This is a genomic window from Paenibacillus sp. NAIST15-1, from assembly GCF_001894745.1.
GTDB classification, from domain to species: domain Bacteria; phylum Bacillota; class Bacilli; order Paenibacillales; family Paenibacillaceae; genus Paenibacillus_B; species Paenibacillus_B suaedae.
The window spans coordinates 359,235-383,767 of record NZ_BBYF01000004.1 but is presented as its reverse complement, the minus strand read 5'-3'; the positions used below and the strand labels follow the sequence as shown (position 1 = coordinate 383,767).

The following is a 24,533-nucleotide window of genomic DNA, read 5'->3' as shown; positions in this document are numbered from 1 at the left end:
GCAACTTTCTAAACATTCTGAACATTGCAAACTCGTGACTTCCCACTCATCCTAGTTACGAATCCAGCAGTTTATGTCTCAATGCTTGTACTTTCTCCTCAGGCAATCCAATTGCCGCTAAATAACGCTCTGATCCTCCATATGCTGCATGTAAATGTTGAAGCATCATCTCCATGTTGCTAGGATCGCATCCTAGGAAGCGTTCATATAAGTCAGCGGACATTCCTTTTGGCCGACCGGCGCGAAGCTCATCCATAATAGGGAGGAGACATTCAGCTGTCATTGCATAATCTTCAATAATGGTTGTATGCGGTACACCTGCCAGATCCAGAAGCAAGGCAGCTACCATACCGGTTCGATCTTTGCCAGCTGTGCAGTGGAAGAGGACGGCTTCGTCAGAAGGATTAGCAAGAATTTCGAATATTCGTAGGAATGCACCTTGGCTATTGTCCAGCATACTGACATACAGATCGCCTAGACTGTTAACTTGAGGTTGGTTCGTGGTCGCTGGATTCAGAAGGTCGACATTATGATAGGCAATGTTGTCGGAATCAGCAAATGTATCCTTGGCGACGCTCACCTCTTGCGCGTGACGCAAGTCGATAACCGTATGAATTCCGCGTCCCAGCAATAGCGCTTGGTCACGCTCGGTCAGCTTGTGCTGGCCATCGCCGCGATAGAAGCGCCCCCATTGGATTGCACGTCCTTCTTTTGTTGAATATCCCCCTAGGTCACGCACATTGCATGCGCCTTCCAAGCTGATGATTCGTTCATTTTGCTTTGGCTGTGGTACGAATTGATTGTTGTCTTCGATCATTGTTTCTATCCGCCTCTCATGAAGTAGGTAAGTCTATGCTATCATAGACAACAGGAAAGGGACATAAGCGGAAATGGGCAAAATAGACGCAGGGGACAGACATTTATAGCAGCAATGAGGTGTCTTTATGAATATTACATTGGGCCTGTTCGCCCATGTGGACGCAGGGAAAACGACCTTTGCCGAGCAAGTGCTGTATCATACGCGAAGCATACAGCAACGGGGAAGGGTAGATAACAAGGATGCATTTCTAGATAGCCATGAGATTGAGAAGGAACGCGGCATCACGATATTTGCGGATCAAGCCGTGATGACATACAAAGGCAACACCTACACACTTATCGATACACCCGGCCACGTCGATTTTTCCGCGGAAATGGAGCGGGCGATACAAGTCATGGATGTGGGCGTCATCATTGTAAGTAGTGTGGAGGGTATTCAAGGGCACACCGAAACGGTATGGAAGCTGCTGCAGGAGCGGGGAGTGCCAACAGTCTTCTTCTTGAACAAAATAGATCGAGTGGGTGCGGATGTAGATCAGGTCATCGCAGATATCTACGAGAATTTGACCCCAGATATCATCAACATGACGTCTTATGATCCGGATCAAGGGCTGAGTGAAGAGATCATTATCTTCATGGCTGAGCGGAATGATCAGTTGTTCGAGCTCTATATGGAGGAAGGCTATGAGCAGGCAGTATGGCTGAGGGAGATGCGGCATATGCTTGCCGAGCGCAGATGGTTCCCTTGCGTATGCGGTTCGGCGCTTCAGGATGTAGGCGTGCAGCAGGCTTTGGAGCTTATCCATCAATTCGTACAGACTGAATATTGTACGACGGGGGAAATGGCGGGACTGGTGTATAAAGTCCGCTATGATGATCAGGGAACTCGTACGACCCATATGAAGGTGACGAGTGGGACGTTGTCTGTTCGGGATGAAATCCGATATGGGACAGAGCCGGATACCATCCTCGAGAAGATTACATCGATTCGTATCTATAATGGGCAGAAGGCGCAGAAGGTCGAGCGTGTAGAAGCAGGACAGCTATGTGCGGTAACGGGGCTTACGGCGGCTTCGGCAGGAGAGGGTATCGGAGCCTTCAAGGACATTGCTATCTATCATATAGTACCTACACTCAAGTCCAAGGTTATCTTCCCATCCGAGTTGCACGTGAAGGAGGTGCTGGCTTGCTTCCAGCGGTTGGATGCGGAGGATCCTGCTCTTCGCGTGCAGTGGGATGAGCATGTTCAGGAGATTCACATTCACGTCATGGGCGCCATTCAACTGGAAGTGTTAGAACGGATCGTGAAGGAAGAATTCGACATAGCGGTATCCTTTGCGGATCCTGAAATTCTCTATAAAGAAACGATACGCTCTACTGTGAACGGATGCGGACACTTCGAACCGCTTGGGCACTATGCGGAAGCGCGCTTGCGTCTGGAACCTGGAGAACGAGACAGCGGCATTCAGGTGTTCAACGAGTGTCATCCCGATGAGCTTGGCGTCAATTATCAGAATTTAATTATGCAGCATTTGCTGGAACGGGATCACCATGGGCTGCTAACGGGGGCGCCGCTAACAGATGTGCGGATTACACTGCTTACGGGACGAGCACATAACCGCCATACGAGCGGCGGGGATTTCCGAGAGGCTTCTTTCCGTGCGCTGCGTCAAGGGTTGGAGCAGGCGGATAACGTACTGTTGGAACCGTATTACGACTTCAAAATAACGGTGGATACGGATGATATGGGCAAGGTAATGGCGGATGTGCAGAAGGCGCATGGTACACTTGAACCCCCTGCATTTATCGGCAATAAGGCGGTCATCACAGGGAGGGTTCCGGTCTCCACTTTCATGAACTACAGCACGGAGCTTGCCGCCTATACACAGGGCAAAGGGATGATTCAGCTTCTATTCGGCGGATACGATGTGTGTCATAATGCGGATGAGGTGATTGCACGCAAGAGCTACGACAAGGACGCAGATCCGGCCTATACATCCTCTTCCATCTTCTGTGCCAAGGGACAGGCGTATCGAGTTCCATGGGATGAGGCAGATTCCCATATGCATAGTGAATAACATAGCTAATAACGGAGCTAGAATTTTTGTGCATCAGACCTACGTGTACAAGGAGGATCGTGCCCATAAGATTTCATTTCCGTACTACCATAAAGAAAGGCTGTCCAACAGAATGGGGAATCTCCCAACTTGGACAGCCTTCTTCCGTTCCTCTATTTTAGACAGAACGCGTGAAGCAATTATTCAGCGCCTTGCTGTTCGAACAGCTTCACAATTTCAACAATGACCTCTGTAGCCTTCTGCATATTATCGACGGACACATATTCATAGCGTCCATGATAGTTCTCTCCGCCTGTGAAAATGTTCGGTGTAGGCAGTCCCATATAAGACAATTGTGAACCGTCTGTACCGCCGCGGATCGGCTTGATATCAGGCTCTACGCCAACGTTCTTCATCGCTTTGTAGGCAATGTCGACTATGTGCTTCACAGGTTCGATTTTTTCACGCATATTGTAATACTGATCCTTCAGCTCAATGCTGACGCGTTCAGCTCCATACTTCTCCTGCAAGCTCTTCACGATGTTCTCCATGTTCTGCTTGCGAGCGTTAAAGTTGTCTCGATCGAAATCACGAATAATGTATCGCAGCTTCGTCATCTCGACATCGCCGCTAATGGAGGACAGATGGTAGAAGCCCTCGTAGCCTTCAGTCGATTCAGGCGCTTCTTCAACAGGCAAATGGCTGTTGAACTCCATGGCTATTTTCGCTGCATTGACCATTTTGTTCTTGGCTGTACCTGGGTGAACGTTCTTGCCCTTGAAGGTCAAGGTAGCCTGTGCAGCATTGAAGCTCTCATATTCCAGCTCGCCAAGCGGGCCTCCGTCTACCGTGTACGCATAACGAGCATTGAAGGCTTCTACATCGAAGCGATGAGGGCCTCTTCCGATTTCCTCGTCTGGCGTGAAGGCAACGCGAACCTTCCCGTGCTTGATTTCTGGATTGTGAATCAAGTACGCCATCGCTGTCATAATTTCAGTAATGCCAGCTTTATCGTCTGCGCCAAGTAGTGTTGTGCCATCAGTTGTAACGAGCGTATGCCCGATGTAATTATGTAGTTCAGGGAAGTCCTTGGGCGAGAGAACAACGCCCTGTGCTTCATTTAGCACGATGTCCTTGCCGTCGTAATTCTCAACCAGTTGAGGATTCACGCCTTCGCCCGATAGTTCGGTAGCTGTGTCCACATGGGAGAGGAAGCCGATTGTAGGAATGTCCTTGTCTGTATTGGCAGGAAGCGTAGCCATGACGTATCCGTTCTCGTCCATTGTCACTTCTTCCATGCCGAGCGCTTTCAGCTCATCTACGAGCAGGCGAGCCAAGTCGAGCTGTCCAGGTGTGGAAGGGCAAGTTTCGCTGTCGTCATTGGATTGGGTATTCACTTTAACATAGGATGTAAAGCGTTCAATTAGTTCTTGTTTCACGACATTTCACCTCTGAATAGTAGCGTATCAATCTCCTTTCATCTTACCACGAATAGCAGGACTTTACCCTATTTGTGGCAGCGTCCCCTTGGAACATGTTTAAGAGGGGAGGGGGTGCCATTCCAACTTCTCATGAACCCTCCCTATTTTTGAATGGGGATGTGAATCCATATCGTCGACTGTGGATGCTGTGGTCCATAGAAGTCACGTCCATATACCTCGAAGTCTGCCCGATCATCGAGGCGAAGCGGTGTGTTGTTCAGCCATGTTCCCCAGATGTAATCGTAGGTGCTCCGGAGCTGCTGGGTAGAACCCTGATGCTTGAAGACAGCATAGGTACCGGCAGATATGGTGTACGACCGCATGCCGTGCGGAATGTCAGCAATACGCTCCACGGCGAATCCAGCCATATGCCCAAAAGTCGAATGCTCCGTGATGTCTCGGAACCTGACATCTTGTTGGGGTGGACATATTCCGTAGCTTGTGAGTTCCGACGTCAGAGCGCGGATTTCATGACGACGTTGAAGTAGTTCCTTCCACAGTTCCGGTATCGTATTGTGATCGGGAGAGACAGCCCCACTAACCCCTACGACATGAATATCATTCACGATATCTGTAATGCTTGGGACAAGGCTAATGGAGTCAAGCCGATGCTGCAGGCGATCGTCCAGCAGTGCATCCTTCTCGAGGAAGATGGGACGTCTGCTGCGCTTACGGAAACTGCCGGGCGTTGTACCGAAGACTTGCTTGAATGAGCGGGAGAAGGCCTCTTGGGACTCAAACTGAAACTCTAAGGCAATGTCCAATATGGAGCGCTCACTCGACAGTAAGACTACAGCAGCTTCGGTTAGTCTACGTTTGCGAATGTAGTCGCCGAGTTTCTCCCCTGTCATTGCAGCAAAGATACGATGAAAATGATAGTACGACAAATGGACAGAGGCGGCTACACGCTCTGCATCCAGCCGCTCTGTCAGATGCGATTCGATGAATCGAATCGCTTGTTCAATCTGTTCCTTATAGGTTTGCATAACCGGATCACCACTTATTTCATTTGCCAAAAATCAGGTGCATAATCATGATGACGTATCGATATCTGCACATGATCTACTGGCATTTTCCCGCCTACGGGCACAGTATACCATGGATTATCAATTGGAGAACCAAAGCATATATTGATCGTTCGATCATCCAAGTCGAACAGCATGGAACGCAATGTGCCGAACCACTGGTTGTAATTATGAACAGCCAAGCCTTGCGGGTATTCAGTTGAAACTAAGGATTGCAGATCCTCCATCGTTACAGAATCAGGCCGCTCCAGGAACTGCTGCAAGATGTGCTGGCGGACGACCGAATGATTCAATTTGCCGGGCTCCAATTGCTCAATATCCGCGAACAGCGGATGGTTCGTGGCTGCGATATAAGGAGTTTGGTTTGTATCGCCTACCTCGCGAATTGCTTTGTGTCCGTCGAAGGTTTCAACCAATGCTGCATGACCATGCGGGTCGCAGATGATGAGATTCATGTTGGATGCAATCGGCATCTCCTTCACGAGATGCAGGGCTTCGCTGACGTTGCGGCACTGTTCTAGTATAGCGCGCACGACTGCCCAGAATTGCAAGCCGCTAGCTCTAGGAGGCCTCATACCGGGTGCATTGCCTACAGGCATACCGCAAGCAGAGAAGGTGACGCATAGTCCATGCTCATTCATGCCTTCCGTTCTACCGAACAGAAATACGGAAAAGCCAGTATGCTTATACGCCTTCTCAATGGATGTAGAGCATAGCCTCATATCATCCACATTGGGGGAGAGATCGTAATTGCGGAGCATGTACGTGTGCCCATTCTCGGTTTTAGCTGGAAGAATTGCACAATGGCTGCATCCTGAATGAAGCGCAGAGCTGGCATAATAAGAAATCAGCGACGGCGGCACTTCTAATGCTGCACAGAATCCGTCAATCTCCTCCGTTATTCCTGGACAATATTGTTCAAGCAGTGCGGCTGCTTCTTTCCATTGATCATCAGGTAACGGCTCGTTCAATAATATGCCCTGCAAAAAATGAGGATGCTTCTTCGCAAACTCTCCTTGCTGGTACCCCGCCTCATAACGCGTTCCCTCGATATAAGAAAAATAGCCTTGGATTTGCTGCATACATAAATCCCCCTTCATAACATTGTTAGCTCTTGTTCTAGTGTAGCGGGATAAGCTTCCCGCGTTATGATATTTCCTGCTGTCTTCTCAGGGCTGTGCAGCAATACGGCATATTCAGATGTCTCTTGTCTCTGGTTGAAGGTCAATCCTTATCAAATTCTTAATTTCTTAACATTCACTTAACGGCAGGAACAATCCCCCTAACTGAGCGTCCTATTATATATCGCTTATTATCGCTTATTACGTAAGCTGCAGAGTTGGAACGGCGTAAGGGGTTCGTCCTCATCCCGCTGTTAGAAGAGGAGTAAGTAGTTGGAAGTCGAATTAATATGTACCAAGGGAAGACGCTCCTTCAAGCAGAAGCGTTTTGTTAGCATACATGGAAAGGGAGATAGTCACATGGGCAAGGAAACGATTCTTGTCGTTGATGATGAGAAGGAAATTATTGAACTGCTGCAAATTTATTTGAAGAATGAAGGGTACGAGCTGCTTCAGGCATCCAATGGAATCGAGGCTTTGGATCTACTGGAGAAGCATGAGGTGCAGCTGATTATTCTGGATGTGATGATGCCTCATATGGATGGCATTCAGGCATGCATGAAGATTCGGGAGGAACGCAATACACCTATTATTATGCTGTCCGCGAAGGATCAGGATATAGATAAAATTACAGGGCTTAGCATTGGCGCCGATGATTATGAGACGAAGCCGTTCAATCCGCTCGTGCTGATGGCGCGAATCAAATCTCTGCTGCGGAGAACGAAACAGCTCCGGCAAGAGGAAAATCCGCACACTGAACATGAAATCTTCATTGATGATATGGTGATCAATACAGCGACCTACACGGTAATGGTGGACGATATTCCGGTAAAGCTGACGCCGCGGGAGTTCTCCATATTGAAGCTGCTTGCAGTCAATCGTGGGATTGTGCTCAGCATGGAGAAGATATACGAAGAAGTGTGGAACGAACCCTTCATGGAATCTAAAAACACGGTAATGGTACATATTCGTAAGATAAGGGAAAAAATTGAGAAGGATCGCCAAAACCCGCAATATATTAAGACGGTCTGGGGAATCGGCTATAAAATGGGATAGGAGCGGATATGGAGAAGCGAAACATGACGACGAAATGGCTGAATTCGATTCGATGGAAGTTCCTGATTACGTTTATTGCGAGTATTGGTGCCACGGGTATTTTTTTGCTGCTCGGACAGCTGCTGGCCTCTTATTTGCTGCAGCACAGTCCGTATAATATAGCGCTGAAATGGGTGATCAACAATATCGGCTCCCAGCCCGTGTTTGTCATGTCGGGATGTCTGTTATTTATATTTAGCTACTATCAACTGAGTCGCCCTATAGTAAGTCAATTCACGCATATCTCGGATGGGCTTCAGGAGATGGCGAACGGGAACTTTGCTGTGAAGATCCAAATCGATTCGTCGGACGAATTAGGCGATATTGCACAAAGGATCAATGGCGTAGCGACTGAATTGGACAGCTACCTGCAAGAGATTACTCATGGATTGGGTGAAATCGCCACGGGCGAGCTCCAGCATGAAATACCGGTAAAATCAGCTCAAATGCTGGGCAATGTGGCGGAGAGCATTAACCAAATGAGCCGGCAGTTAAGCCAATCGATTGAGGAAGAACGGAAGGCGGAGAAAACAAAGAGCGATCTCATTACGGGGGTATCGCATGATTTGCGCACACCGCTGACATCGATACTCGGCTTCCTCGAGCTCATTGAGAAGGATCGCTATCATGACGAGGTGGAGATTCGTTATTATGTCAACATTGCCTATGAAAAAGCGCTCGACTTGAAAAAACTAATCGATGATTTGTTCGAGTACACACGCATCAATAACGGACTTCCGCTTCAAGTACAGGAACTGCACATTACGAGCTTCATCCGTCAATTAGTAGAGGAATTCGTACCGAGTCTGGAGAAGGCAGGCTTGGAATGCAGACTGCATGTAGAGAAGGACACGCTCAAGGTACTGGCAGACGGCGACAGGCTCGTTCGAGCTTATGAGAATTTATTGTCAAACGCAATTCAATATGGCCGCAAGGGGCGGTATATCGATATTGAGATCCAGTCGCTGGACGAACAGGCGGTTATTCGCATTATCAATTACGGGGATCCGATACCGGAACGGGATCTGCCATTCATCTTCGACCGATTCTATCGTGTGGAGCAGTCTCGTTCCAAGGAGACAGGCGGTACGGGGCTCGGGCTGGCCATTACGAAAAGTATTATCGAAGTTCATGGAGGACAAATCGCGGCATACAGCAATCCGTATCAGACGACATTCGAGACGATACTGCCAGCAGTATCGAAGAATTCATCGAGCAATGGAGTAATCGTTACAGCACCAACGATGTCCCGTTCAAGTGCTTCCGCAAGGTGATAGCGGAGGCATTCAACAAGGCGTTGAGGCATGAGCTCACTGCTTGAGCTCAGCGGTATGGCAAGGCTCATTGAAAACTCAATGGGCCTTTTTGAGATGTCGCTCATGTGCAAGGGGCATACCCCAAGGCTTGCGAATAGCCGCATAATCAGCAGGCATAGACTAAAGATTGTCCTGTCGGTTACAATATGGGAAATTCATGCCATTCATAGGGGAGACATCGGATGAGCCTACAAGCAAATGAAAGCTATGAAATTACACAGCTGTGCTTATTAGCCGGAAAGATTATGCTGCAGAGCGGCGGAGAGACGAATCGGGTGGAAGATACCATGATACGTATTGCTGCTTCCTATGGATACGAGAATTGCCACAGCTTCGTGACACCGACAGGTATTATTTTCGCGATAGATGGTTCAGCACCGATTACACGCTTGTATCGAATATCCGAGCGGTCGACTGATCTGAAGAAGGTGACACTCGTGAATGATATTTCACGGAAGATCAGCAGCGGCAGCTTGTCCTATACAGAGGCTCATCGTTTACTGAAAAAGATTGAGGTATCCAATCTGGCTTACCCCGTATGGCTGCAGATTGCTGCTGCGATGCTGTCGAGCGGCTGCTTTACGATTATGTTCCGGGGCGGATGGCCTGAGTTCATTCCCTCGCTGCTTGCTGGCGGGCTTGGATTTTCACTCTTTCTGTATTTCCATCGCTTATCGCGGATTAAGTTTTTCTCTGAATTTCTAGCATCGATTGTAGTCGGAACAGTGTCCTATTTCTGTGTGCAGTATGGTCTGGGTCGTGATCTCGATAAGATCGTCATCGGGTCGGTGATGCCGCTTGTTCCTGGGCTGCTTATTACGAATGCAGTTCGTGATTTGATGGCGGGACACTTAGTATCTGGGATCTCGAAGGGAGCGGAAGCATTTTTGACTGCCTTCGCGATTGGAGCAGGGGTCGCTTGTGTCTTGTCATTTGCCTAGGATCGCAATTAGGTAGTGGATTTAGAACTCAACACGATGGACATATAGACTGAGGGAGGCACTTGGTTATGATTGAGCAGCTCATTGTGAGCTTCGTTGCTTCGGCTGCGTTCGGAATTCTATTCAACAGTCCGCCTAAGCTGATGCTTCAATGTGGATTTGTCGGCATGGCAGGCTGGTTCGTATATATTCTGTGCACGGACAATAATATTGGCCCTATTCCTGCGAGCTTGGCCGCATCATTCGTCATTGCGATGATGAGCCATTTGTTCGCTAAGCTGTATCGCACCCCGATTATTGTGTTCAACGTTGCCGGTGTCATTCCGCTTGTACCCGGTGGTATCGCATATGATGCGATGCGAAATATTGTAGAAGATCAGTACGATCAGGCGATTCAGCTTGCCTTCAAGGCGTCGATGATATCGGGTGCTATCGCGATCGGAATCATTTTTTCAGAAGTGCTTCATCAGGTGATGCGCAGGCGAGTAAGAAGATGATCTAAAACCGTGATAAGAATAAGCAAGTAATCTCAAAATATTTCCATCGTCTGGTTTGGGATTTTTTGCCGTTAGCTGAACAAAAGGCCGAGTATGGGCGCAAATTTAAACCCGTACTCGACCAGTTTTAAGACTGATGGTCTTATTGTATGAAATTCAAGGAAACTTCCCCTAAAGAAACTACTTCTTGGCTTTCATTTTTAAATGTACTGAACAGGATACTGCTAAAATGATCATCATGAATGTTGTAAATAAATCTATACGGTATCCATAAATGATTTTTGAAAGTAATTGTATAACAATAACTGTACATGAAAGAATTAGAGTGAGAATAGCAAGTCTGTGATTTGGATACTTTGCACGTTTAAAAACAAAGAAAAATACACCAATTACTAACGAGGCATAGAAAAGTAATAAAGCCATTACACCAATTAAAGCGCCAAGGTGAGCATTTTATCACCTCCCATTAATACGGTTCATGGCGATTATAACATACGGGAACGGACTATTGGTTTTTCGTCACCTCATAATATGTAATGGGCAACCAGTGCAGATTCAGTGTAACTCCTTTAGAATTATTGTAGTGCGTAATACTTCTGGAAATTAGCCCCGCTCCTAATGCAACAATCGCACCGGCAGCTGACGCTGCCCATGCTGCAGGACCTCCAATAATGCCTCCAATAATGCCCGCTACTGCAGCTTCAGTTGCAAATCCATCTTTAATTTGCTCTAAACTATAAGCAAAGTCCTTCGCTTCCGACTCGGTCATTGTTATTGCTACTCCCCACCAATAAGTGTTGGAAAAGGCACTCTTGATGTTGGAGCTGTAATTAAAATTAGGAACTACTAAACGTTTAGCGGTATCGACTGTTGATTCTCCAGACACAATTGTCAGATTCAAAATAGATACGCCTTTACTGACAAGTTCATAAGTCTCTGAAGGCACGACTTCTTTTCCCTTTTCATCCAAATGAAGCAACCCATTCGAGCCAACAGAGATGTAAGGTTCTAATAGGTGGGCAGAACTTGCAGCATCTTTAATGCTCGTAATTTTGAAAGAACTAGAGCTGGAATTGAAACTAATTGGTGCAGACGTGGATTGGGCAAAAGAAGTCGAATTAGCCAACGAACTGAAAATCAATCCTACTGAAAGAACAGTAGCGATAATTTTCTTGTACATACACTCCTTATTATGGGATTAGTACCATATAATAGATATCTAATATAGTATTCTACAAGGAGATGGAAATTCCTCTAATTTCCATAAAAATTATAAATATTTGATGTTACTTCGCGTATTTCCTGTATAGGATCTTTAAGGGTGTTTAGAAATCATATTGGTTTTTCAGAGGAAATCTTGATAGGAGAGTATATGGGTGGTGAATGCAGGTGAAGTGTCTGTACGGTTGAATGGTTTCTATGGATAGTTACGCTTTATAAACATGTGTGTAGCAAGAAACAAGGTTTTGTTAAAACGAGTATAGATGCAGGTAAAAAAAGGGGAAAGCCCATGCCTCCCCTTTTCAATACCCAATAGTTAACCGGTTACTGATTTCGCTGATTTCCCTCGGAACAGCAGGAAACGTATCAGTTCAATGACTGCAATCACAAGCAGGGACATGCCAAGCAGCGGCATGAGCAGACCGAGAATGATTAAAATGACAAAGAAACCGATCATTGATTTCGTGTACGGCTGTCTTGGAGGTGCTGCAAGTCTTCCGCGAGGTCTGCGCATCCACCACATCTTAACTCCCCAGTATACAATGGCAAGCAGTGCAACTACCGTCAGCAGGCATAGGATCTGGTTCGGCCAACCGAATAAATGCCCTTCATGCAAAGGAATCCCATAAGTGAACCACTGGGCGATAAGTCCATAATCACGGTAGTCGATCTTATGAATCTGTGTACCGCTATATTGATCGAAGTAAGCTGTTATTTCCTCGCTAGGCTTGATAACATCCATTCCGGTAATGCCTGATCCTGCGGATTTAGATGCCGTGTAGACATCTTTCTCATCTGCTGGCAAGCTCAGGACAAATGGCTTCGTCACTCCGTAATGGTGAAGCATATGCTCAATATCATCTACAGAGAGTTGCAGGTAGCCTGACGAGGATTGCGGAGCCTTCTCCTTGCGAGTGGCCCATGGCAGCTCCTTCGCTTCGGATTGCGGCGGGCTTACATACAGCTTCGGATACCCTAGTGATTCATTGCTTGCTGCTAGTTGATAGATCTGGTTGCCCATGAAGCCTGACCAAGGCAGCCCAGTAACGATAAGAATAAGCAACGGGATGGTGAATATAATACCGAAGACCGTATGTCTTGATTTCACCTTCTCACGTTTTGTCCCAGCTGCCGATGCCCTCTTCTTCCAACTCATATACAGGCCGGAGACGATCAGAAATACCGCCCAGCATGCTGCAAGCTCCACCAAGTAGTTGATGACGGTTCCACCCACTAACAATGAACTATGCAAATTCCGAGTAATATTGCCAAAAGTATCGTCGGCAAGGATGCTTCCAACGAGTTGTTTGTTACGATCTACAAATACATATCTTTCTTGACCGGCTTCATCACGCATGGAGAATCTGGTGTTGCGCGATTCATCATCGAAGTAACTGACCTTCGTCACTCGTTCTCCCGGGTACGCTTGCTCCGCAGCTGCAATCGCTTGACTTGTTGTTAAGGTCTGGGTGTTGGCGCTCTGTCCAAAGTAAAGCGATTTGTATGCGATATCCTCAATTTCCGATTTGAACAGATATCCAATTCCACTAAGCGATAACGTAATCAGCAGGGGGGCAATGAACAACCCCGCATAGAAATGCCACCGCCAAAACATATGGCTAAGTCTGTTGTTTGTCTTCATACTATGATGTTCCTCCTCTAAAAACAGGGGCTAGGTTGCAATACTAGGTCATTGTATGTGGATGCGAAAAAGCAGACAAGACTCGATCGGGCTATATTTCACCGCATTTATTGAAAATTTAGTTACTTAATTTCGAGATAATCGTAGTAGAGAATTATTAGATAATGGTATATATAGGAAAAATGATGACAGAAGAAAGGGGGAAATGAAGTAGTAGAAGGTCATAAGTAGAACGCCATAAGCGGCTTCAAGTACGAGCAGATTCCACCGTTAGTTGTTCTTGTAGCGCTGCTGCTTAGTTTTGACCTTATTATCCGTGCTGCTGCGGTCATCCCAATCGGGACAACGTATGCCGTATTTGCAGGTATTGGGACTGTTGGGACGGTCGTTGTAGAAGCCGTTATGTCTAATACGTTTCATCCGCTCAAAATCGGAATCATACTGCTGCTTTTGCTGTTCATCATGGGCTTGAAGCTGACGAGTGGGAAGGAGGGGCACTGAGATGGCGTGGATAACTTTAATTGCGGCAGGGCTGCTTGAAGTCATCGGTGTCATTGGTATTAAAAGGGTAGCTGAGAAGAACAATTGGCCAAATAACATTATGATGATTGCCGCCTTCTTCCTCAGCTTTAAATTGCTTATTGGTGCCACGCAGATGATACCGCTGTCGACCGCTTATGCTGTATGGACAGGAGTCGGTACGGTAGGTTCGGCATTAGTGGGGATGCTGATATACCGAGAGTCGAAGCATCCATTTCGCCTGTTATGCATATTAGGGATCATTGGCTGCGTGGTCGGCTTGAAGCTGCTTGATTAACCGGATCGCTGACAGCAGCCCAACGGGGGGCCAAGATTCCTTTATAGACTGCAACAGTACAAGATGTGTAAATGGATTCTTGGCCAGCCTCATGCCTAAAGCGTGCAGCTAGTATGTCGTATTCAATTGCCAAGCGGAAAACTTATTGTCTGGCAGGAATGTAATGCTCGTTCCTGTATCTTGAGTAATACCGATTGTCCGTAATCTTCCTTGCGGAATACCCTTCCTTCACGGCGAATCTCCACGGAAAGCGTGGATGAGATCGCATTAACGACCGCCATGCTAATCCCCTGCTCTCCCCCGGGAGCAGTGAACGAAGCGCTTCTTGAGAACCTTCCCATATCCGTTAGAATGGATTGTGCCTGTATAATATCATGACCGGGAAGCAGGTTCACCGGGATGCCTGACCCAAATGAGGTCAGTTCCAGAGGCTCTTTGTCCTACTACTTCAGTTGATATGTATACGAGTTTGGATTCGCGCCAGCGATCCGATGAGTAAAATAGAGCACGTCTCCCTTTATACGATTGAAGTAAAGACTGTCGCCATCCTTGTTCAATCCGTTGGCCAATGCGGAGTCGATCGATGCTTGTTCCTCGCTAGTCATGAGATGTTTGTATAAAGCTATCGATTCTTTGGTCTTCCTATTGAAGAGATACAGGATTTTCTGTCTGGATGGGCGTACGAGTAAGTAATCGTCGAAGGCTTCCTCCACCGTAAACGTATCGTTCTCTCCGAAGATCTCCTGTGCGAAATAGGATGCTTTGATTGTCCCGTCCGATGCAACGAGCTTCAAGGTGCTGTCATCGATCATAACCCATAAGTCTCCGACTCTATCAATGCTTTTAACAGTATTTCCGCTTCTCTTGTACTGGGCTAAGGACGAAATCGCCACTTTATGATGTTGGATGATCGCTCTATAGATAACATAGCCTGTAATAGTGTCATCCTCGATTTGCAGCATATAGCTGTCATTACTGATCTGGGATGCAGCTAATATGCTGGTATCCGAAGTTTTCAAGTTTATATTTTTAAGTAAAAATGGCTTATTGCCTGTACTCATATACAGGTCACCTATACTTTTGCGAAACCAAAATGCAGCACCCTTCTCTTTTGCGAATATATACGGCGTGTTATACGTAATATCCACGGTGCCAGTCCTGCTTTCCCAAGACATCGGTACTTGCAATACGGAAGAGAACAGCTGAAGCGGAACATACAGCGCGTTGTTATGTATAATCGGGGCTCCCTCAAGCTGCATCGTTTTGCCGAAGGATTTGACTTGAGATTCCCCTACCTTCATGATGACCTCTTGTCCGGGAACAAGCACGCGAAAGGAATCGTTGGAACTATCCATCCAGGTGAAAAAGGATAAATAATGGCCAAGTGAAAACATCGGCACGTATATGCGTCCCGACTGAAATATGGGTTTACCGTTTAGTTCTGCCTCTGCATGGTTAATCCGGATGGTAATATCGGACTCTAAACCGATTTTGGGACGGAAGAGGAAGACGGCGGCTGTCAACAATACGGCGGCGGCCAAAACATAGTTCAACCACTTTAGGATCTTCAAGGATCTCCCTCCAAATAGGTATATACATCCTATATTACAGGACGAATCTGGAAAGGGGAAGGCAACAGGTCAAGGGATCGGCCACGATCAATAGGCGACTATAAAGCTTGGACACATGGAAATTGGGCGAAAGAGAACTTGACGGAAGATCGAGAACTAGGCAATTGCGGGGAGGTTCGGCTAAGATAGTACTCATAAGTTTCCAGACAACTGTCTGTTCAGATCGTCGAGGAGGGGGGCAGTTTACGGTTATGTTCAAATCTACGTATTTGCGCATTTTTGTATGGAGTGGCATATTTATCACCCTCATCATTATTCCGTTCTCCTTGTTTCTTGTTCAGCGTTTCTCAGATTATGCCACTGTGCAGTTAGGTACGATGAATCGGGAGAGAATTGAGGAGACGAGGGAGCGGACGGAATTTATTCTGTCGAAGCTGAAAGGGTATGGCCTGACTATGTATGGGGATCAGACCATTCAGAACTGGATGTATTCAAATCAAGATGATCCACTGCAGGATGCAGCAGCACTCCAAACCCTATCCAAGTACCTATCGAAAGAACCCTTTTTTGAAGGCGCTTACTTATTGAATATGCGCAGAGAAAAAGTGATTGATTTCAATGTAGGGCTGATCGACTTTCAGGAATTCTCCGACCATACGATTCTCGAGAAAGTGAAGCAAGGCGCTCCCACTCTATTGCAATATTTTCATCATGAAGTAGGAAACAAATCCTACATAGGCTTATTGCTTCCGTCCTCCTATATCCGTAAGGAGCAGTATGGCTATCTCGTAGTATTGTTGAATAAGCGTGCAATGGAGCAGTACCTCATCGCGGGAGACGCTGATCCGGATTATCAAGTCGCGTTATTAGACCGGTCGGGGAGACAGGTGCTTGGCGCAATCAACGAGTCAATTATGCCTGAGGTTATTCAGTCCAGATCGAATGATAAACATGGTGCTCTCGAACTCAAGACCGAGGGGGAGAGACTGTACATCAACTATATCGACTTAGAAGCGCAAGGCTGGACCCTATATTCGCTCTCGGGAATGAAGCAATTCCGGCAGCAGGCGACGACTTTTCAGCAGACGATCGTGCTGTACTCGGTACTTCTGCTAGTTGTCCTGCTCATCGTTGTATTTTGGAATTCACATCTCTTCTTCAAGCCCTTCCGAAGACTGGCGAATCAGGTTCACGGGAAGCTTGGAGTTCATGCTGTCAGTGATTACGATGCGATTCAGCAGAGTGTCACGCTGCTGCGCGATCATTACCCCCTTATCAAGACGGAATACCTGCGTCAATGGATTCTTCAGGGCAGATTGGGAGACAGCACGCGGGCAGCGCTTGCTCGTGAATCGAGGATTCTTCAACACGAATGGATAAGGCTGTCTGTCGTGAAGATTGATGGCTTCTATGACATTGCGGAGCAATATGACTTTATGTCCCGGAAGCTGCTCAAGTATGCAGTTGGCAATATTGCGGAAGAACTTCTAGGCAGCGAGAGCCGAACGATCGAAGTAGTCGACTTTGGCGGTGATCACCTGCTGCTTCTGATTGGAGTTGCCGAACCTGCAGATGATGTGATGGAGCAATTAACGGAGCTCCGTCGTCAGGCTAAGGAGCATGTGCAGATGAACATCACTGTTGCTTATAGTGCAGCCAAGCATGTTCGCGATGATATGCGTGTTGTCTATGATGAGCTATGTGAGGTGACATTGTTCAAGTTCGTTAGCGGCGAGGATCGCATTTATACGGAGCAGGAGTATGAACGATACGCAGATTTGCACTGTCAGCCGGATGATATATTGCTGGATCAGCTCATCCAGTCTATTCGGAGCGGCAAGGAAGAGCAATCCTTGAACCTCCTGGAGCAATTATTTGCAAGATTGCTGACGATGAGGTATTCAGAATGTCAGTTCCAGCTGCGGCTATTATTCTTCTCTTTCGTCAAATCCTTCAGCAAGCTGACTTCCATTGATAGTGTGGAGGGGATGGAGCAGCGCCTGAAGAGGTTCACGAAGCTGGAGGATATCCATATGTGGATGAAGGAAGAGATAGTCCGTATCATGTCGCTGCTTGGCAATCAGAAGAGCTTGAACCGTAAGGGGAAGATCGTTCAAGAGGTGGTCGAATATATTCAATATCATATTCACGATCCAGCACTGTCCGTCGATGATATCGCAGACCATATTGCACTCTCCGCCAAATACGTGCGCCAGCTATTTCTCGATCATTATGGATACTCCATGTCTCAGTACATACTCAATAAGCGTATCGAAATGGTGAAGGAATTGCTGCTGCATTCCGATTTGAGTGTTGCAGATATTTCACAGCAGGCAGGCTTCCAGACCAAGAGCCACTTCTTCACCGCCTTCAAAAAATCAACAGGGATGACACCAGCACAGTACCGGCTGGAGCAGGTGCAAGAGGCAAGTGGTTAGCGTAGGGAATGAGCCGTAAACGAAATAGAAGCCAAATCGGCAAAATAAGAACCCTGACATATACCACAGCAGAACCTGATTCGGCCAATGAGAACTAGTGAGATCCATAGGTGAACTGCTACGATGACCCTATTACTCAATGGTTTCACACATAGATCGTGAATAGTGAGGAGGGGAGGCTTTGCGACGTACAAAAAGAGGAGGCCATGGATTTGTTTATGAGATAAGGAAGAATCGATACCTATACTTACTCGGTCTGCCAGGTCTGCTGTTTCTGCTTCTATTTGCTTATATGCCAATGCTGGGGCACTTGCTGGCTTTCAAGAGGTACCGGCTTGCCGATGGACTATTCGGCAGTGAGTGGATAGGCTTCCAGAACTTCGAGTTCTTCTTTCAAGGCAATGACTGGCTGCGCGTCACATGGAACACCGTATTTCTAAACGGACTGTTTCTCGTGTTCGGTCTTGGGACAGCAGTTGTGCTCGCCATTCTGTTGAATGAGGTCACAGGCAAGTGGTTTAAGAAGACCGCGCAATCATTTGTCTTTCTGCCCTACTTCATTTCTTGGCTCGTAGTCAGCATGATGGTGCAGACGATGTTCAGCTCTACAGAAGGAATGATGAATCAGGCATTGACGGCGCTTGGCTTTGAAGGGGTGGATTGGTATCTATCCCCTGGAGTATGGCCTTATATTCTAACCTTCGTGTACGTATGGAAGGTAGCGGGATACAACTCCATTATCTTTCTGGCATCGATTACGAGTATTTCTTCTGAATATTATGAATGTGCCAAAATGGAAGGGGCGAGCCGCTTCCAGCAAATCATGTATATCACGCTTCCGCTATTGCGTCCGATCATCATCATTATGACGCTGCTTGGCATCGGCCGAATATTCTACGGGGATTTCGGTATGATATACGCCATTATTGGAGATGTTGGCGTATTATTCCCAACGACGGATGTCATTGATACGTATGCATATCGCGCGCTGCGGCAGATGGGCAACTTCAGCATGTCCTCTGCGATTATCCTCTATCAGTCTCTTATGGGACTCATCGCCGTTGTTTTTTTCAATTGGTTGACACGGAAGGTTGACCCAGATTCTAGATTGTTCTAAGGTGTGATGAACATGCGTGAACGATTGTTTCTTGGCATTGTATATGGTTTTCTAATTGGTTTTGCCCTGATTTGCTTCATCCCGTTTTGGATTGTGTTGATCAATTCCTTTGCGAACGAATCCTATATCCAGACTGCTGGATATCAGTTGTTCCCCACGTCCTTCAGCTTAGATGCGTACGCCATGCTCTTGTCCGGAGATCAGGTCTTCCGGAGCTATGGTGTCACGTTATTTGTCACCATTACCGGAACGGTGCTTGGCGTTCTCCTTACAGCTTCCTATGCATACGTGCTGAGTCATCCGAAGGTGAAATATCGGAATATTCTGTCCTTCCTAACCTTCTTCACGATGCTGTTCGGCGCAGGACTTGTAGGATTCTACATGCTCATTGCGAACTGGCTTAATCTGAAAGACTCTTTATGGGCTCTTGTCCTGCCATACCTGCTGAACCCGTTCTATGCCTTCATCCTTGTGTCCTATTATCGGTCTCTGCCTTATGAGTTGAACGAAGCAGCCACTGTGGATGGGGCCAATGACATTCGTATCTTCTTCCGTGTCATATGGCCGATTTCCCTGCCGGTCATTGCAACGGTTGCTCTGTTCTATGCGCTGCAATATTGGAATGACTGGTACTTGTCGCTGCTATTTATTGATAACTATAAGCTTCATCCGCTGCAGATGATGATTAGACAGCTGATGTCTAACTTGAATGCCATGGCATACGTGGCAGGGAGCAAGACGGAATACAATATTGTCGTCCCAACCTACGGCATGCAGCTTGCTATTGTCTGCATCACTATTGGGCCGATTGTGTTCGTATATCCATTTGTGCAGAAATATTTCATTAAAGGCATGACATTAGGATCCGTGAAAGGCTAATTCATATCTTGTTGTAGGGGGGACGAAGAAATGAAAATGAAACGCTGGTGGAACATCTCGCTTGTGTTGCTATTGTCCTTGTCTCTGATTGTGGGCTGCTCAAAAGGGACGGAAGGATCGTCCAGCACGGATGCCTCGAAGGGGAGCGAGTCGTCAGGCAGTAAATTGGAACCGGTTACATTGAAGATTATGATCCCGGGAGACCGTCCGCCAGATATGGATCTTGTCATTGCTGAAGCAGAAAAGCGGATGAAGGATACGATTAACGTCAAGCTGGACATCGTATTCGTGCCGTGGGCTGACTTGGGGCAGAAGACACAGGTGACCCTTGCTTCTGGTGAAAATATCGATCTGATCTTCGATGCACCATGGCTGCATATCAATCAAATGATTGCAGACGGCTACTATGAGCCGCTAGATGATCTGCTCAAGCAGTATGGCAAGAACGTGTTAGAGAAGCGTCCACAGCAAATGTGGGATGCGAACAAGTATGACGGCAAAATCATGGCAGTGCCGCTTGGATTAGTCTACATGGCGGGCAACGCTTATGTCGTGCGCAAGGATATTCGTGAGAAGCTGGGTGTGCCGCCTATCAAGACCTATAAGGAGTTAATTGATTTTGCTTACAAGGTGAAGGATAAGGAGCCGGGCATTGCGCCGTTTACGGCGGCAGGAACTACCGGGCAGCAGACGTATTCGATTGTCGGCCAGCGCAGTCTTCATGATTACATTACGCATGCGCGGTTTACCCATGCACTCGGAAGCAGTCTGACCTTATACTACAAAAATAATGATGGCAAAGTATTCAATCTGTTCGAGGATAAGGAACCGATTATGACATGGTTGAAGGAGGCCAGACAGATGTATAAAGATGGCCTCGTATACAAGGATATTTTGACTGCGAAGGATTTCATTCAGCCTTTCATGAGCGGGAAAGCCGCTATCGTGACGAAGGGATCGTTCGGTACAGGACTCTCCTTCGATCAGCAGTTCAAGAGCAATGTTCCGAACGGTGATCTGGAGACCGTGACCTTCTTCGATCCGACCAAAGGGGCAAATATCTCGAACTTCAAGCAGTGGAACTTCCTCGCCGTTCCGAAGGTAAGCAAAAATAAGGAACGTGCTGTCATGTTTATGGACTGGGCGAATCAGAAGGAAAATTATGATCTGCTGTCCTACGGGATACAAGGGAAGCATTGGGAAGCTCTTGGCGACAAGGAATTCAAATTGCTCGATACGAAGGGGTATTCGCAATTCGGCTATGTATGGGTATGGAATCCAATCGATGAGCGGACAGATGTGGAAGCAGACAAAACGTACGAACACTTCGATGCTGTACTCCGCGATGCAGACAGCTTCACGAAGGATATATTGACGGGATTCGAATTCGATTCCTCTACTGTACAGAATGACCTTAGCCAATATAATACGGTCGAGGCGAAGTACTATCCTGCATTGTTCAATGGCGTCCTTGATCCTGAGGAGACACTGAAGAAATTCGAGGTTGAAGCAGGGCCTTCCCTCAAGCGGATTCAGCAGGAGCTGCAGCGTCAAATTGATGCCTTCTTGGCAAAGAAGTAGCTCATCACTGCAAAAAAAGAGGCTATCCTGAAGTCTTGCGACTTCAAGGATAGCCTCTTCGTTCTTCTTACAAGTAACCCCAGATCATCGTGAACAGTGTACCGAACAACGTCACGAGAGCTACGAATAATGCGTACAGAATATTCGTATAGTTGGCTGTTTTCGTTGTCTTATCTTCATCGATATGCATGAACAGGAACAATTGCACGGCAGCCTGGATAGCTGCGCAGATGATCAAGATTGTAAGTCCTGTTGTGAATGACATATCCCATACAATGACGGCTAACGCAACGACAGAAAGGACGAGAGAGAAGACATAACCCATTACATGACGTATCGGGAATAGTTGTTTCATATCACATCATTCCTTTCAAGTATACGAAGCTGAAGATAAAGATCCATACTACGTCAAGGAAGTGCCAGTACAGCGAGAAGATGAACGACTTGTTCGCTGTATCATGTGTAAATCCTTCACGCTTGATTTGCATCATCAATCCGGATCCCCACAGAAGACCCATCGTTACGTGCGCACCGTGTGTTCCAAGCAAGACGAACAAGCTGGACAGGAAGGCAGAAGTTTGCAGTGTTGCACCTTCATGCACGTAAGTGACGAATTCGAAAATCTCAACACCCAGGAAGCCTAGGCCGAGCAGCAGCGTGATTCCGAAGAAGACCATGGCTGGCTTCTTCAGTTTCATGCGCATACTGTGAATCGCAAGTCCGCAAGTGAAGCTACTCGTTAAGAGCAGGAATGTCTCCAGCAATACAGGCTTGATTTCAAAGATTTCTTTGGCAGACGGGCCGTTGCCCGTACGAGTCCACAGTGTAAAGTAAACGGCGAACAAAGTCGCGAAGAGTACAATCTCCGCGCCGAGGAACAGCCAGAAGCCGAAGATTCGGTTACGGTTCTCCTCTGTCTGATATTCTAGCGGCAGCGTATTATCGATCTTCATGCTCTATCACCCCGCAATTGTTGTTCCGTCTTTTTGATTTCCTTCACCGAGATATGGCGGCCATGATCCCGTTCAAAGGAACGTACTGCAAGCATAATCAGAATGAGGAAGCTTGTGATAATGGCAGGTGTCCACCACATAAATACCATAAAGAATCCCCAGAAGAAGAAGATAACACCGAGAATGAACGGCTGGCCGTTATTGTTCGGCATATGGATTTCTTCAAGCTCACCTTCGAACAATGGTTGCTTGTTCTTTTTCCAGAGCCAGAAGGCATCAAGGCTCTTCACCTTTGGAACGATAGCAAAGTTATATTCAGGCACCGGACTGTGCGTTGCCCATTCAAGCGAGCGTGCATCCCACGGATCGCTCGTTGTATCTCTAGGCTGGTAGCGGAAGCTCCAGTAAATGTTGTACACGAGAATCGCGAAGCCGATAGCAAGACCGACAGAACCGATTGTTGCAAGCAAGTTGAGCGGGCCGAAGCCAGTTTCTGCAGAGTACGTGTACATACGGCGTGTCATACCTTTCAGTCCCAAGAAGAACAATGGAAGGAATGTCACGTTAAAGAAGATTGCGATGAACCAGAAGCTGATCTTACCAAGACGCTCGTTCAGGCGGAAGCCGAACAATTTAGGGAACCAGTAGTACATACCTGCGATAACCGCAAATACGGTACCTGGAATCAATACGTAGTGGAAGTGAGCAACCAAGAACATCGTATTGTGATACTGATAGTCAGCACTTGCCATTGCAAGCATAACGCCCGTTACGCCACCAATCGTGAAGATTGGAATGAAGGCAAGAGAGTACAGCATCGGTGTTGTGAACTGTATCTTACCCTTTCGCAGGGTGAACAGCCAGTTAAATATCTTAACCCCGGTCGGAATCGAGATCGCCATCGTACTAACGGAGAAGAATCCGTTAACCATTGCGCCGTGACCCATCGTGTAGAAGTGATGCGCCCACACGAGGAAGGACAAGAGCGAGATGGCTACCATACTGACAACCATCGATTTGTAACCGTACAAGTTCTTGCGAGAGAACGTTGAGATAATTTCACTATATATACCGAAGGCCGGCAAGATAACGATATATACCTCAGGATGTCCCCATACCCAGAACAGGTTGGCCCAGAGCATATCCATACCGCCGTTGGCCATCGAGAAGAACTGAGAGCCGAACATGCGGTCGAATGTCATAAGCGCAAGCGCTACAGTCAATACAGGGAATGCGAACAAAATGATAACGTTCGTGATCAGAACCGACCACGTGAACATTGGCATTTTCATCAATGTCATGCCAGGTGCGCGCATTCTCAAGATCGTAACGATGAAGTTGACGCCTGTCATCAAAGTACCAAGACCTGCAATCTGCAATGCGATCGCATAGAAGTTATTCCCGATCTTCGGTGCAAGCTCAGGACCTGCAAGCGGGAAGTAAGATGTCCAGCCCGCATCCGGGGAGCCCCCGATAACGAACGAGATGTTGAACAGCATTGCTCCCCAGAAGAACAGCCAGAAGCTGACTGCGTTCAGGCGAGGGAATGCGACGTCGCGTGCCCCGATTTGGAGCGGAATAACTACGTTCATCAAGCCGATAATAAATGGCATCGCCATAAAGAGAATCATAATAACGCCGTGCGTTGTAAATACTTCATTATAGTGCTGGGCATCCAGGAACTTCATATCAGGTGCAGCCAGCTGCGTACGCATCATCAGAGCGTCCATACCGCCGCGGAACAGCATGACCAGGGCACTCAGGATGTACATGATACCGATTTTCTTATGGTCAACGGTTGTCAGCCATTCCCGCCACAGATAGCCCCATTTTTTGAAATAGGTCAAGCTGAAGATGATGGCTATCGTCACGAGCACGATGCTGGCCATAGCGCCATAAATCATCGGTTCGCCGGTAACGAAAAATTCGTCCCATTTCATAGTCTCAAATTACTCCTTTCTT

The 24,533-nt window shown here is 47.1% G+C and carries 22 protein-coding genes; 11 read left to right on the top strand and 11 right to left on the bottom strand.

Annotated elements, in window-relative coordinates; genetic code table 11:
* Nucleotides 1-55: 55 nt before the first annotated feature.
* Entirely contained in the window at nt 56-817 is a 762-nt protein-coding gene (locus PBN151_RS12600) for a tyrosine-protein phosphatase (RefSeq protein WP_072729193.1), read from the bottom strand.
* A 127-nt stretch (nt 818-944) separates the two neighbouring features.
* Here PBN151_RS12600 and PBN151_RS12595 point away from each other — a divergent pair, with 127 nt between their 5' ends.
* Complete coding sequence (locus PBN151_RS12595; protein WP_072729192.1) at nt 945-2,897, top strand: GTP-binding protein; 1,953 nt, start codon at nt 945-947, stop codon at nt 2,895-2,897.
* Nucleotides 2,898-3,076: 179 nt separating this feature from the next.
* Here PBN151_RS12595 and pepT read toward each other — a convergent pair whose 3' ends face one another.
* The 3 genes from pepT to PBN151_RS12580 form a co-directional block, all read right to left on the bottom strand.
* A complete protein-coding gene (gene pepT / locus PBN151_RS12590) occupies nt 3,077-4,315 on the bottom strand; it encodes a peptidase T (RefSeq protein WP_072729191.1) in 1,239 nt (412 codons plus the stop codon).
* Between the two features lie 143 nt (nt 4,316-4,458).
* Nucleotides 4,459-5,343 carry an AraC family transcriptional regulator gene (locus PBN151_RS12585; RefSeq protein WP_072729190.1) on the bottom strand — a complete coding sequence of 295 codons (885 nt, stop codon included), beginning with the start codon at nt 5,341-5,343 and terminating at the stop codon, nt 4,459-4,461.
* A gap of 14 nt (nt 5,344-5,357) precedes the next feature.
* The gene (locus PBN151_RS12580) at nt 5,358-6,464 is read right to left on the bottom strand and encodes a C45 family autoproteolytic acyltransferase/hydrolase (RefSeq protein ID WP_072729189.1); all 1,107 of its coding nucleotides are present in this window, start codon (nt 6,462-6,464) and stop codon (nt 5,358-5,360) included.
* Nucleotides 6,465-6,863: 399 nt separating this feature from the next.
* On the opposite strand from PBN151_RS12580, the gene PBN151_RS12575 reads away from it, so the two are divergent.
* The 4 genes from PBN151_RS12575 (at nt 6,864) to PBN151_RS12555 (ending at nt 10,352) form a co-directional block, all read left to right on the top strand.
* A complete protein-coding gene (locus PBN151_RS12575) occupies nt 6,864-7,559 on the top strand; it encodes a response regulator transcription factor (RefSeq protein WP_072729188.1) in 696 nt (231 codons plus the stop codon).
* A 23-nt stretch (nt 7,560-7,582) separates the two neighbouring features.
* Entirely contained in the window at nt 7,583-8,872 is a 1,290-nt protein-coding gene (locus PBN151_RS12570; RefSeq protein WP_227774605.1) for a HAMP domain-containing sensor histidine kinase, read from the top strand.
* Nucleotides 8,873-9,096: 224 nt separating this feature from the next.
* On the top strand, nt 9,097-9,855 hold the full coding sequence (locus PBN151_RS12560; RefSeq protein ID WP_021257357.1) for a threonine/serine exporter family protein: 759 nt from the start codon (nt 9,097-9,099) through the stop codon (nt 9,853-9,855).
* A gap of 68 nt (nt 9,856-9,923) precedes the next feature.
* Complete coding sequence (locus PBN151_RS12555; protein ID WP_072729186.1) at nt 9,924-10,352, top strand: threonine/serine exporter family protein; 429 nt, start codon at nt 9,924-9,926, stop codon at nt 10,350-10,352.
* Nucleotides 10,353-10,857: 505 nt separating this feature from the next.
* On the opposite strand, the gene PBN151_RS12550 is transcribed toward PBN151_RS12555, so the two are convergent.
* Nucleotides 10,858-11,532 (bottom strand): hypothetical protein, encoded by a 675-nt coding sequence (locus PBN151_RS12550; protein WP_072729185.1) that lies wholly within the window; start codon nt 11,530-11,532, stop codon nt 10,858-10,860.
* A 357-nt stretch (nt 11,533-11,889) separates the two neighbouring features.
* Nucleotides 11,890-13,215 carry a PepSY-associated TM helix domain-containing protein gene (locus PBN151_RS12545; RefSeq protein WP_072729184.1) on the bottom strand — a complete coding sequence of 442 codons (1,326 nt, stop codon included), beginning with the start codon at nt 13,213-13,215 and terminating at the stop codon, nt 11,890-11,892.
* Between the two features lie 237 nt (nt 13,216-13,452).
* Here PBN151_RS12545 and PBN151_RS12540 point away from each other — a divergent pair, with 237 nt between their 5' ends.
* Both PBN151_RS12540 and PBN151_RS12535 read left to right on the top strand, forming a co-directional pair.
* Nucleotides 13,453-13,716, top strand: a complete 264-nt coding sequence (locus tag PBN151_RS12540) for an SMR family transporter (protein ID WP_072729183.1) — start codon at nt 13,453-13,455, stop codon at nt 13,714-13,716.
* A 1-nt stretch (nt 13,717) separates the two neighbouring features.
* Nucleotides 13,718-14,032, top strand: coding sequence for a DMT family transporter (locus tag PBN151_RS12535; RefSeq protein WP_072729182.1), 315 nt, complete (start codon nt 13,718-13,720; stop codon nt 14,030-14,032).
* Nucleotides 14,033-14,154: 122 nt separating this feature from the next.
* Here PBN151_RS12535 and PBN151_RS31245 read toward each other — a convergent pair whose 3' ends face one another.
* Together PBN151_RS31245 and PBN151_RS12530 are read right to left on the bottom strand one after the other, a co-directional pair.
* On the bottom strand, nt 14,155-14,313 hold the full coding sequence (locus PBN151_RS31245) for a hypothetical protein (RefSeq protein WP_175560695.1): 159 nt from the start codon (nt 14,311-14,313) through the stop codon (nt 14,155-14,157).
* Nucleotides 14,314-14,475: 162 nt separating this feature from the next.
* Entirely contained in the window at nt 14,476-15,603 is a 1,128-nt protein-coding gene (locus PBN151_RS12530) for a stalk domain-containing protein (RefSeq protein WP_072729181.1), read from the bottom strand.
* A 251-nt stretch (nt 15,604-15,854) separates the two neighbouring features.
* Between PBN151_RS12530 and PBN151_RS12525 the strand changes: the two genes are divergently transcribed.
* The 4 genes from PBN151_RS12525 to PBN151_RS12510 all read left to right on the top strand — a co-directional run bounded on the left by PBN151_RS12525 (nt 15,855) and on the right by PBN151_RS12510 (nt 21,618).
* A complete protein-coding gene (locus PBN151_RS12525) occupies nt 15,855-18,041 on the top strand; it encodes a helix-turn-helix transcriptional regulator (RefSeq protein WP_072729180.1) in 2,187 nt (728 codons plus the stop codon).
* A 181-nt stretch (nt 18,042-18,222) separates the two neighbouring features.
* Entirely contained in the window at nt 18,223-19,158 is a 936-nt protein-coding gene (locus tag PBN151_RS12520; RefSeq protein ID WP_072729179.1) for an ABC transporter permease, read from the top strand.
* Between the two features lie 12 nt (nt 19,159-19,170).
* Nucleotides 19,171-20,037: a carbohydrate ABC transporter permease gene (locus PBN151_RS12515; protein ID WP_072729178.1), complete on the top strand. Its 867-nt coding sequence runs from the start codon at nt 19,171-19,173 to the stop codon at nt 20,035-20,037.
* A 30-nt stretch (nt 20,038-20,067) separates the two neighbouring features.
* On the top strand, nt 20,068-21,618 hold the full coding sequence (locus tag PBN151_RS12510; RefSeq protein ID WP_083545116.1) for an extracellular solute-binding protein: 1,551 nt from the start codon (nt 20,068-20,070) through the stop codon (nt 21,616-21,618).
* Between the two features lie 67 nt (nt 21,619-21,685).
* Here the strand turns inward: PBN151_RS12510 and qoxD are convergent, their stop codons facing one another.
* The 3 genes from qoxD to qoxB are packed head-to-tail and all read right to left on the bottom strand — an operon-like array spanning nt 21,686 to nt 24,511.
* Entirely contained in the window at nt 21,686-21,973 is a 288-nt protein-coding gene (gene qoxD, locus PBN151_RS12505; RefSeq protein WP_005545125.1) for a cytochrome aa3 quinol oxidase subunit IV, read from the bottom strand.
* 1 nt (nt 21,974) lies between these two features.
* Nucleotides 21,975-22,571, bottom strand: coding sequence for a cytochrome aa3 quinol oxidase subunit III (gene qoxC, locus PBN151_RS12500; protein ID WP_021257346.1), 597 nt, complete (start codon nt 22,569-22,571; stop codon nt 21,975-21,977).
* Nucleotides 22,568-24,511, bottom strand: coding sequence for a cytochrome aa3 quinol oxidase subunit I (gene qoxB, locus PBN151_RS12495; protein WP_021257345.1), 1,944 nt, complete (start codon nt 24,509-24,511; stop codon nt 22,568-22,570). The genes qoxC and qoxB overlap by 4 nt, the downstream gene beginning before the upstream one ends.
* Nucleotides 24,512-24,533 lie beyond the last annotated feature (22 nt).

Bases quoted from the DNA above. Each gene is read 5' to 3' on its own strand.
- PBN151_RS12535 (WP_072729182.1), top strand. From the start codon at position 13,718: ATGGCGTGGATAACTTTAATTGCGGCAGGGCTGCTTGAAGTCATCGGT.
- PBN151_RS12570 (WP_227774605.1), top strand. From the start codon at position 7,583: ATGACGACGAAATGGCTGAATTCGATTCGATGGAAGTTCCTGATTACG.
- PBN151_RS12585 (WP_072729190.1), bottom strand. From the start codon at position 5,343: ATGCAAACCTATAAGGAACAGATTGAACAAGCGATTCGATTCATCGAA.
- PBN151_RS12525 (WP_072729180.1), top strand. From the start codon at position 15,855: ATGTTCAAATCTACGTATTTGCGCATTTTTGTATGGAGTGGCATATTT.
- PBN151_RS12510 (WP_083545116.1), top strand. From the start codon at position 20,068: ATGAAAATGAAACGCTGGTGGAACATCTCGCTTGTGTTGCTATTGTCC.
- qoxD (WP_005545125.1), bottom strand. From the start codon at position 21,973: ATGAAACAACTATTCCCGATACGTCATGTAATGGGTTATGTCTTCTCT.
- PBN151_RS12600 (WP_072729193.1), bottom strand. From the start codon at position 817: ATGATCGAAGACAACAATCAATTCGTACCACAGCCAAAGCAAAATGAA.
- PBN151_RS12575 (WP_072729188.1), top strand. From the start codon at position 6,864: ATGGGCAAGGAAACGATTCTTGTCGTTGATGATGAGAAGGAAATTATT.
- PBN151_RS12545 (WP_072729184.1), bottom strand. From the start codon at position 13,215: ATGAAGACAAACAACAGACTTAGCCATATGTTTTGGCGGTGGCATTTC.
- PBN151_RS12560 (WP_021257357.1), top strand. From the start codon at position 9,097: ATGAGCCTACAAGCAAATGAAAGCTATGAAATTACACAGCTGTGCTTA.
- PBN151_RS12555 (WP_072729186.1), top strand. From the start codon at position 9,924: ATGATTGAGCAGCTCATTGTGAGCTTCGTTGCTTCGGCTGCGTTCGGA.
- PBN151_RS12580 (WP_072729189.1), bottom strand. From the start codon at position 6,464: ATGCAGCAAATCCAAGGCTATTTTTCTTATATCGAGGGAACGCGTTAT.
- qoxB (WP_021257345.1), bottom strand. From the start codon at position 24,511: ATGAAATGGGACGAATTTTTCGTTACCGGCGAACCGATGATTTATGGC.
- PBN151_RS12595 (WP_072729192.1), top strand. From the start codon at position 945: ATGAATATTACATTGGGCCTGTTCGCCCATGTGGACGCAGGGAAAACG.
- PBN151_RS31245 (WP_175560695.1), bottom strand. From the start codon at position 14,313: ATGGCGGTCGTTAATGCGATCTCATCCACGCTTTCCGTGGAGATTCGC.
- PBN151_RS12515 (WP_072729178.1), top strand. From the start codon at position 19,171: ATGCGTGAACGATTGTTTCTTGGCATTGTATATGGTTTTCTAATTGGT.
- qoxC (WP_021257346.1), bottom strand. From the start codon at position 22,571: ATGAAGATCGATAATACGCTGCCGCTAGAATATCAGACAGAGGAGAAC.
- PBN151_RS12550 (WP_072729185.1), bottom strand. From the start codon at position 11,532: ATGTACAAGAAAATTATCGCTACTGTTCTTTCAGTAGGATTGATTTTC.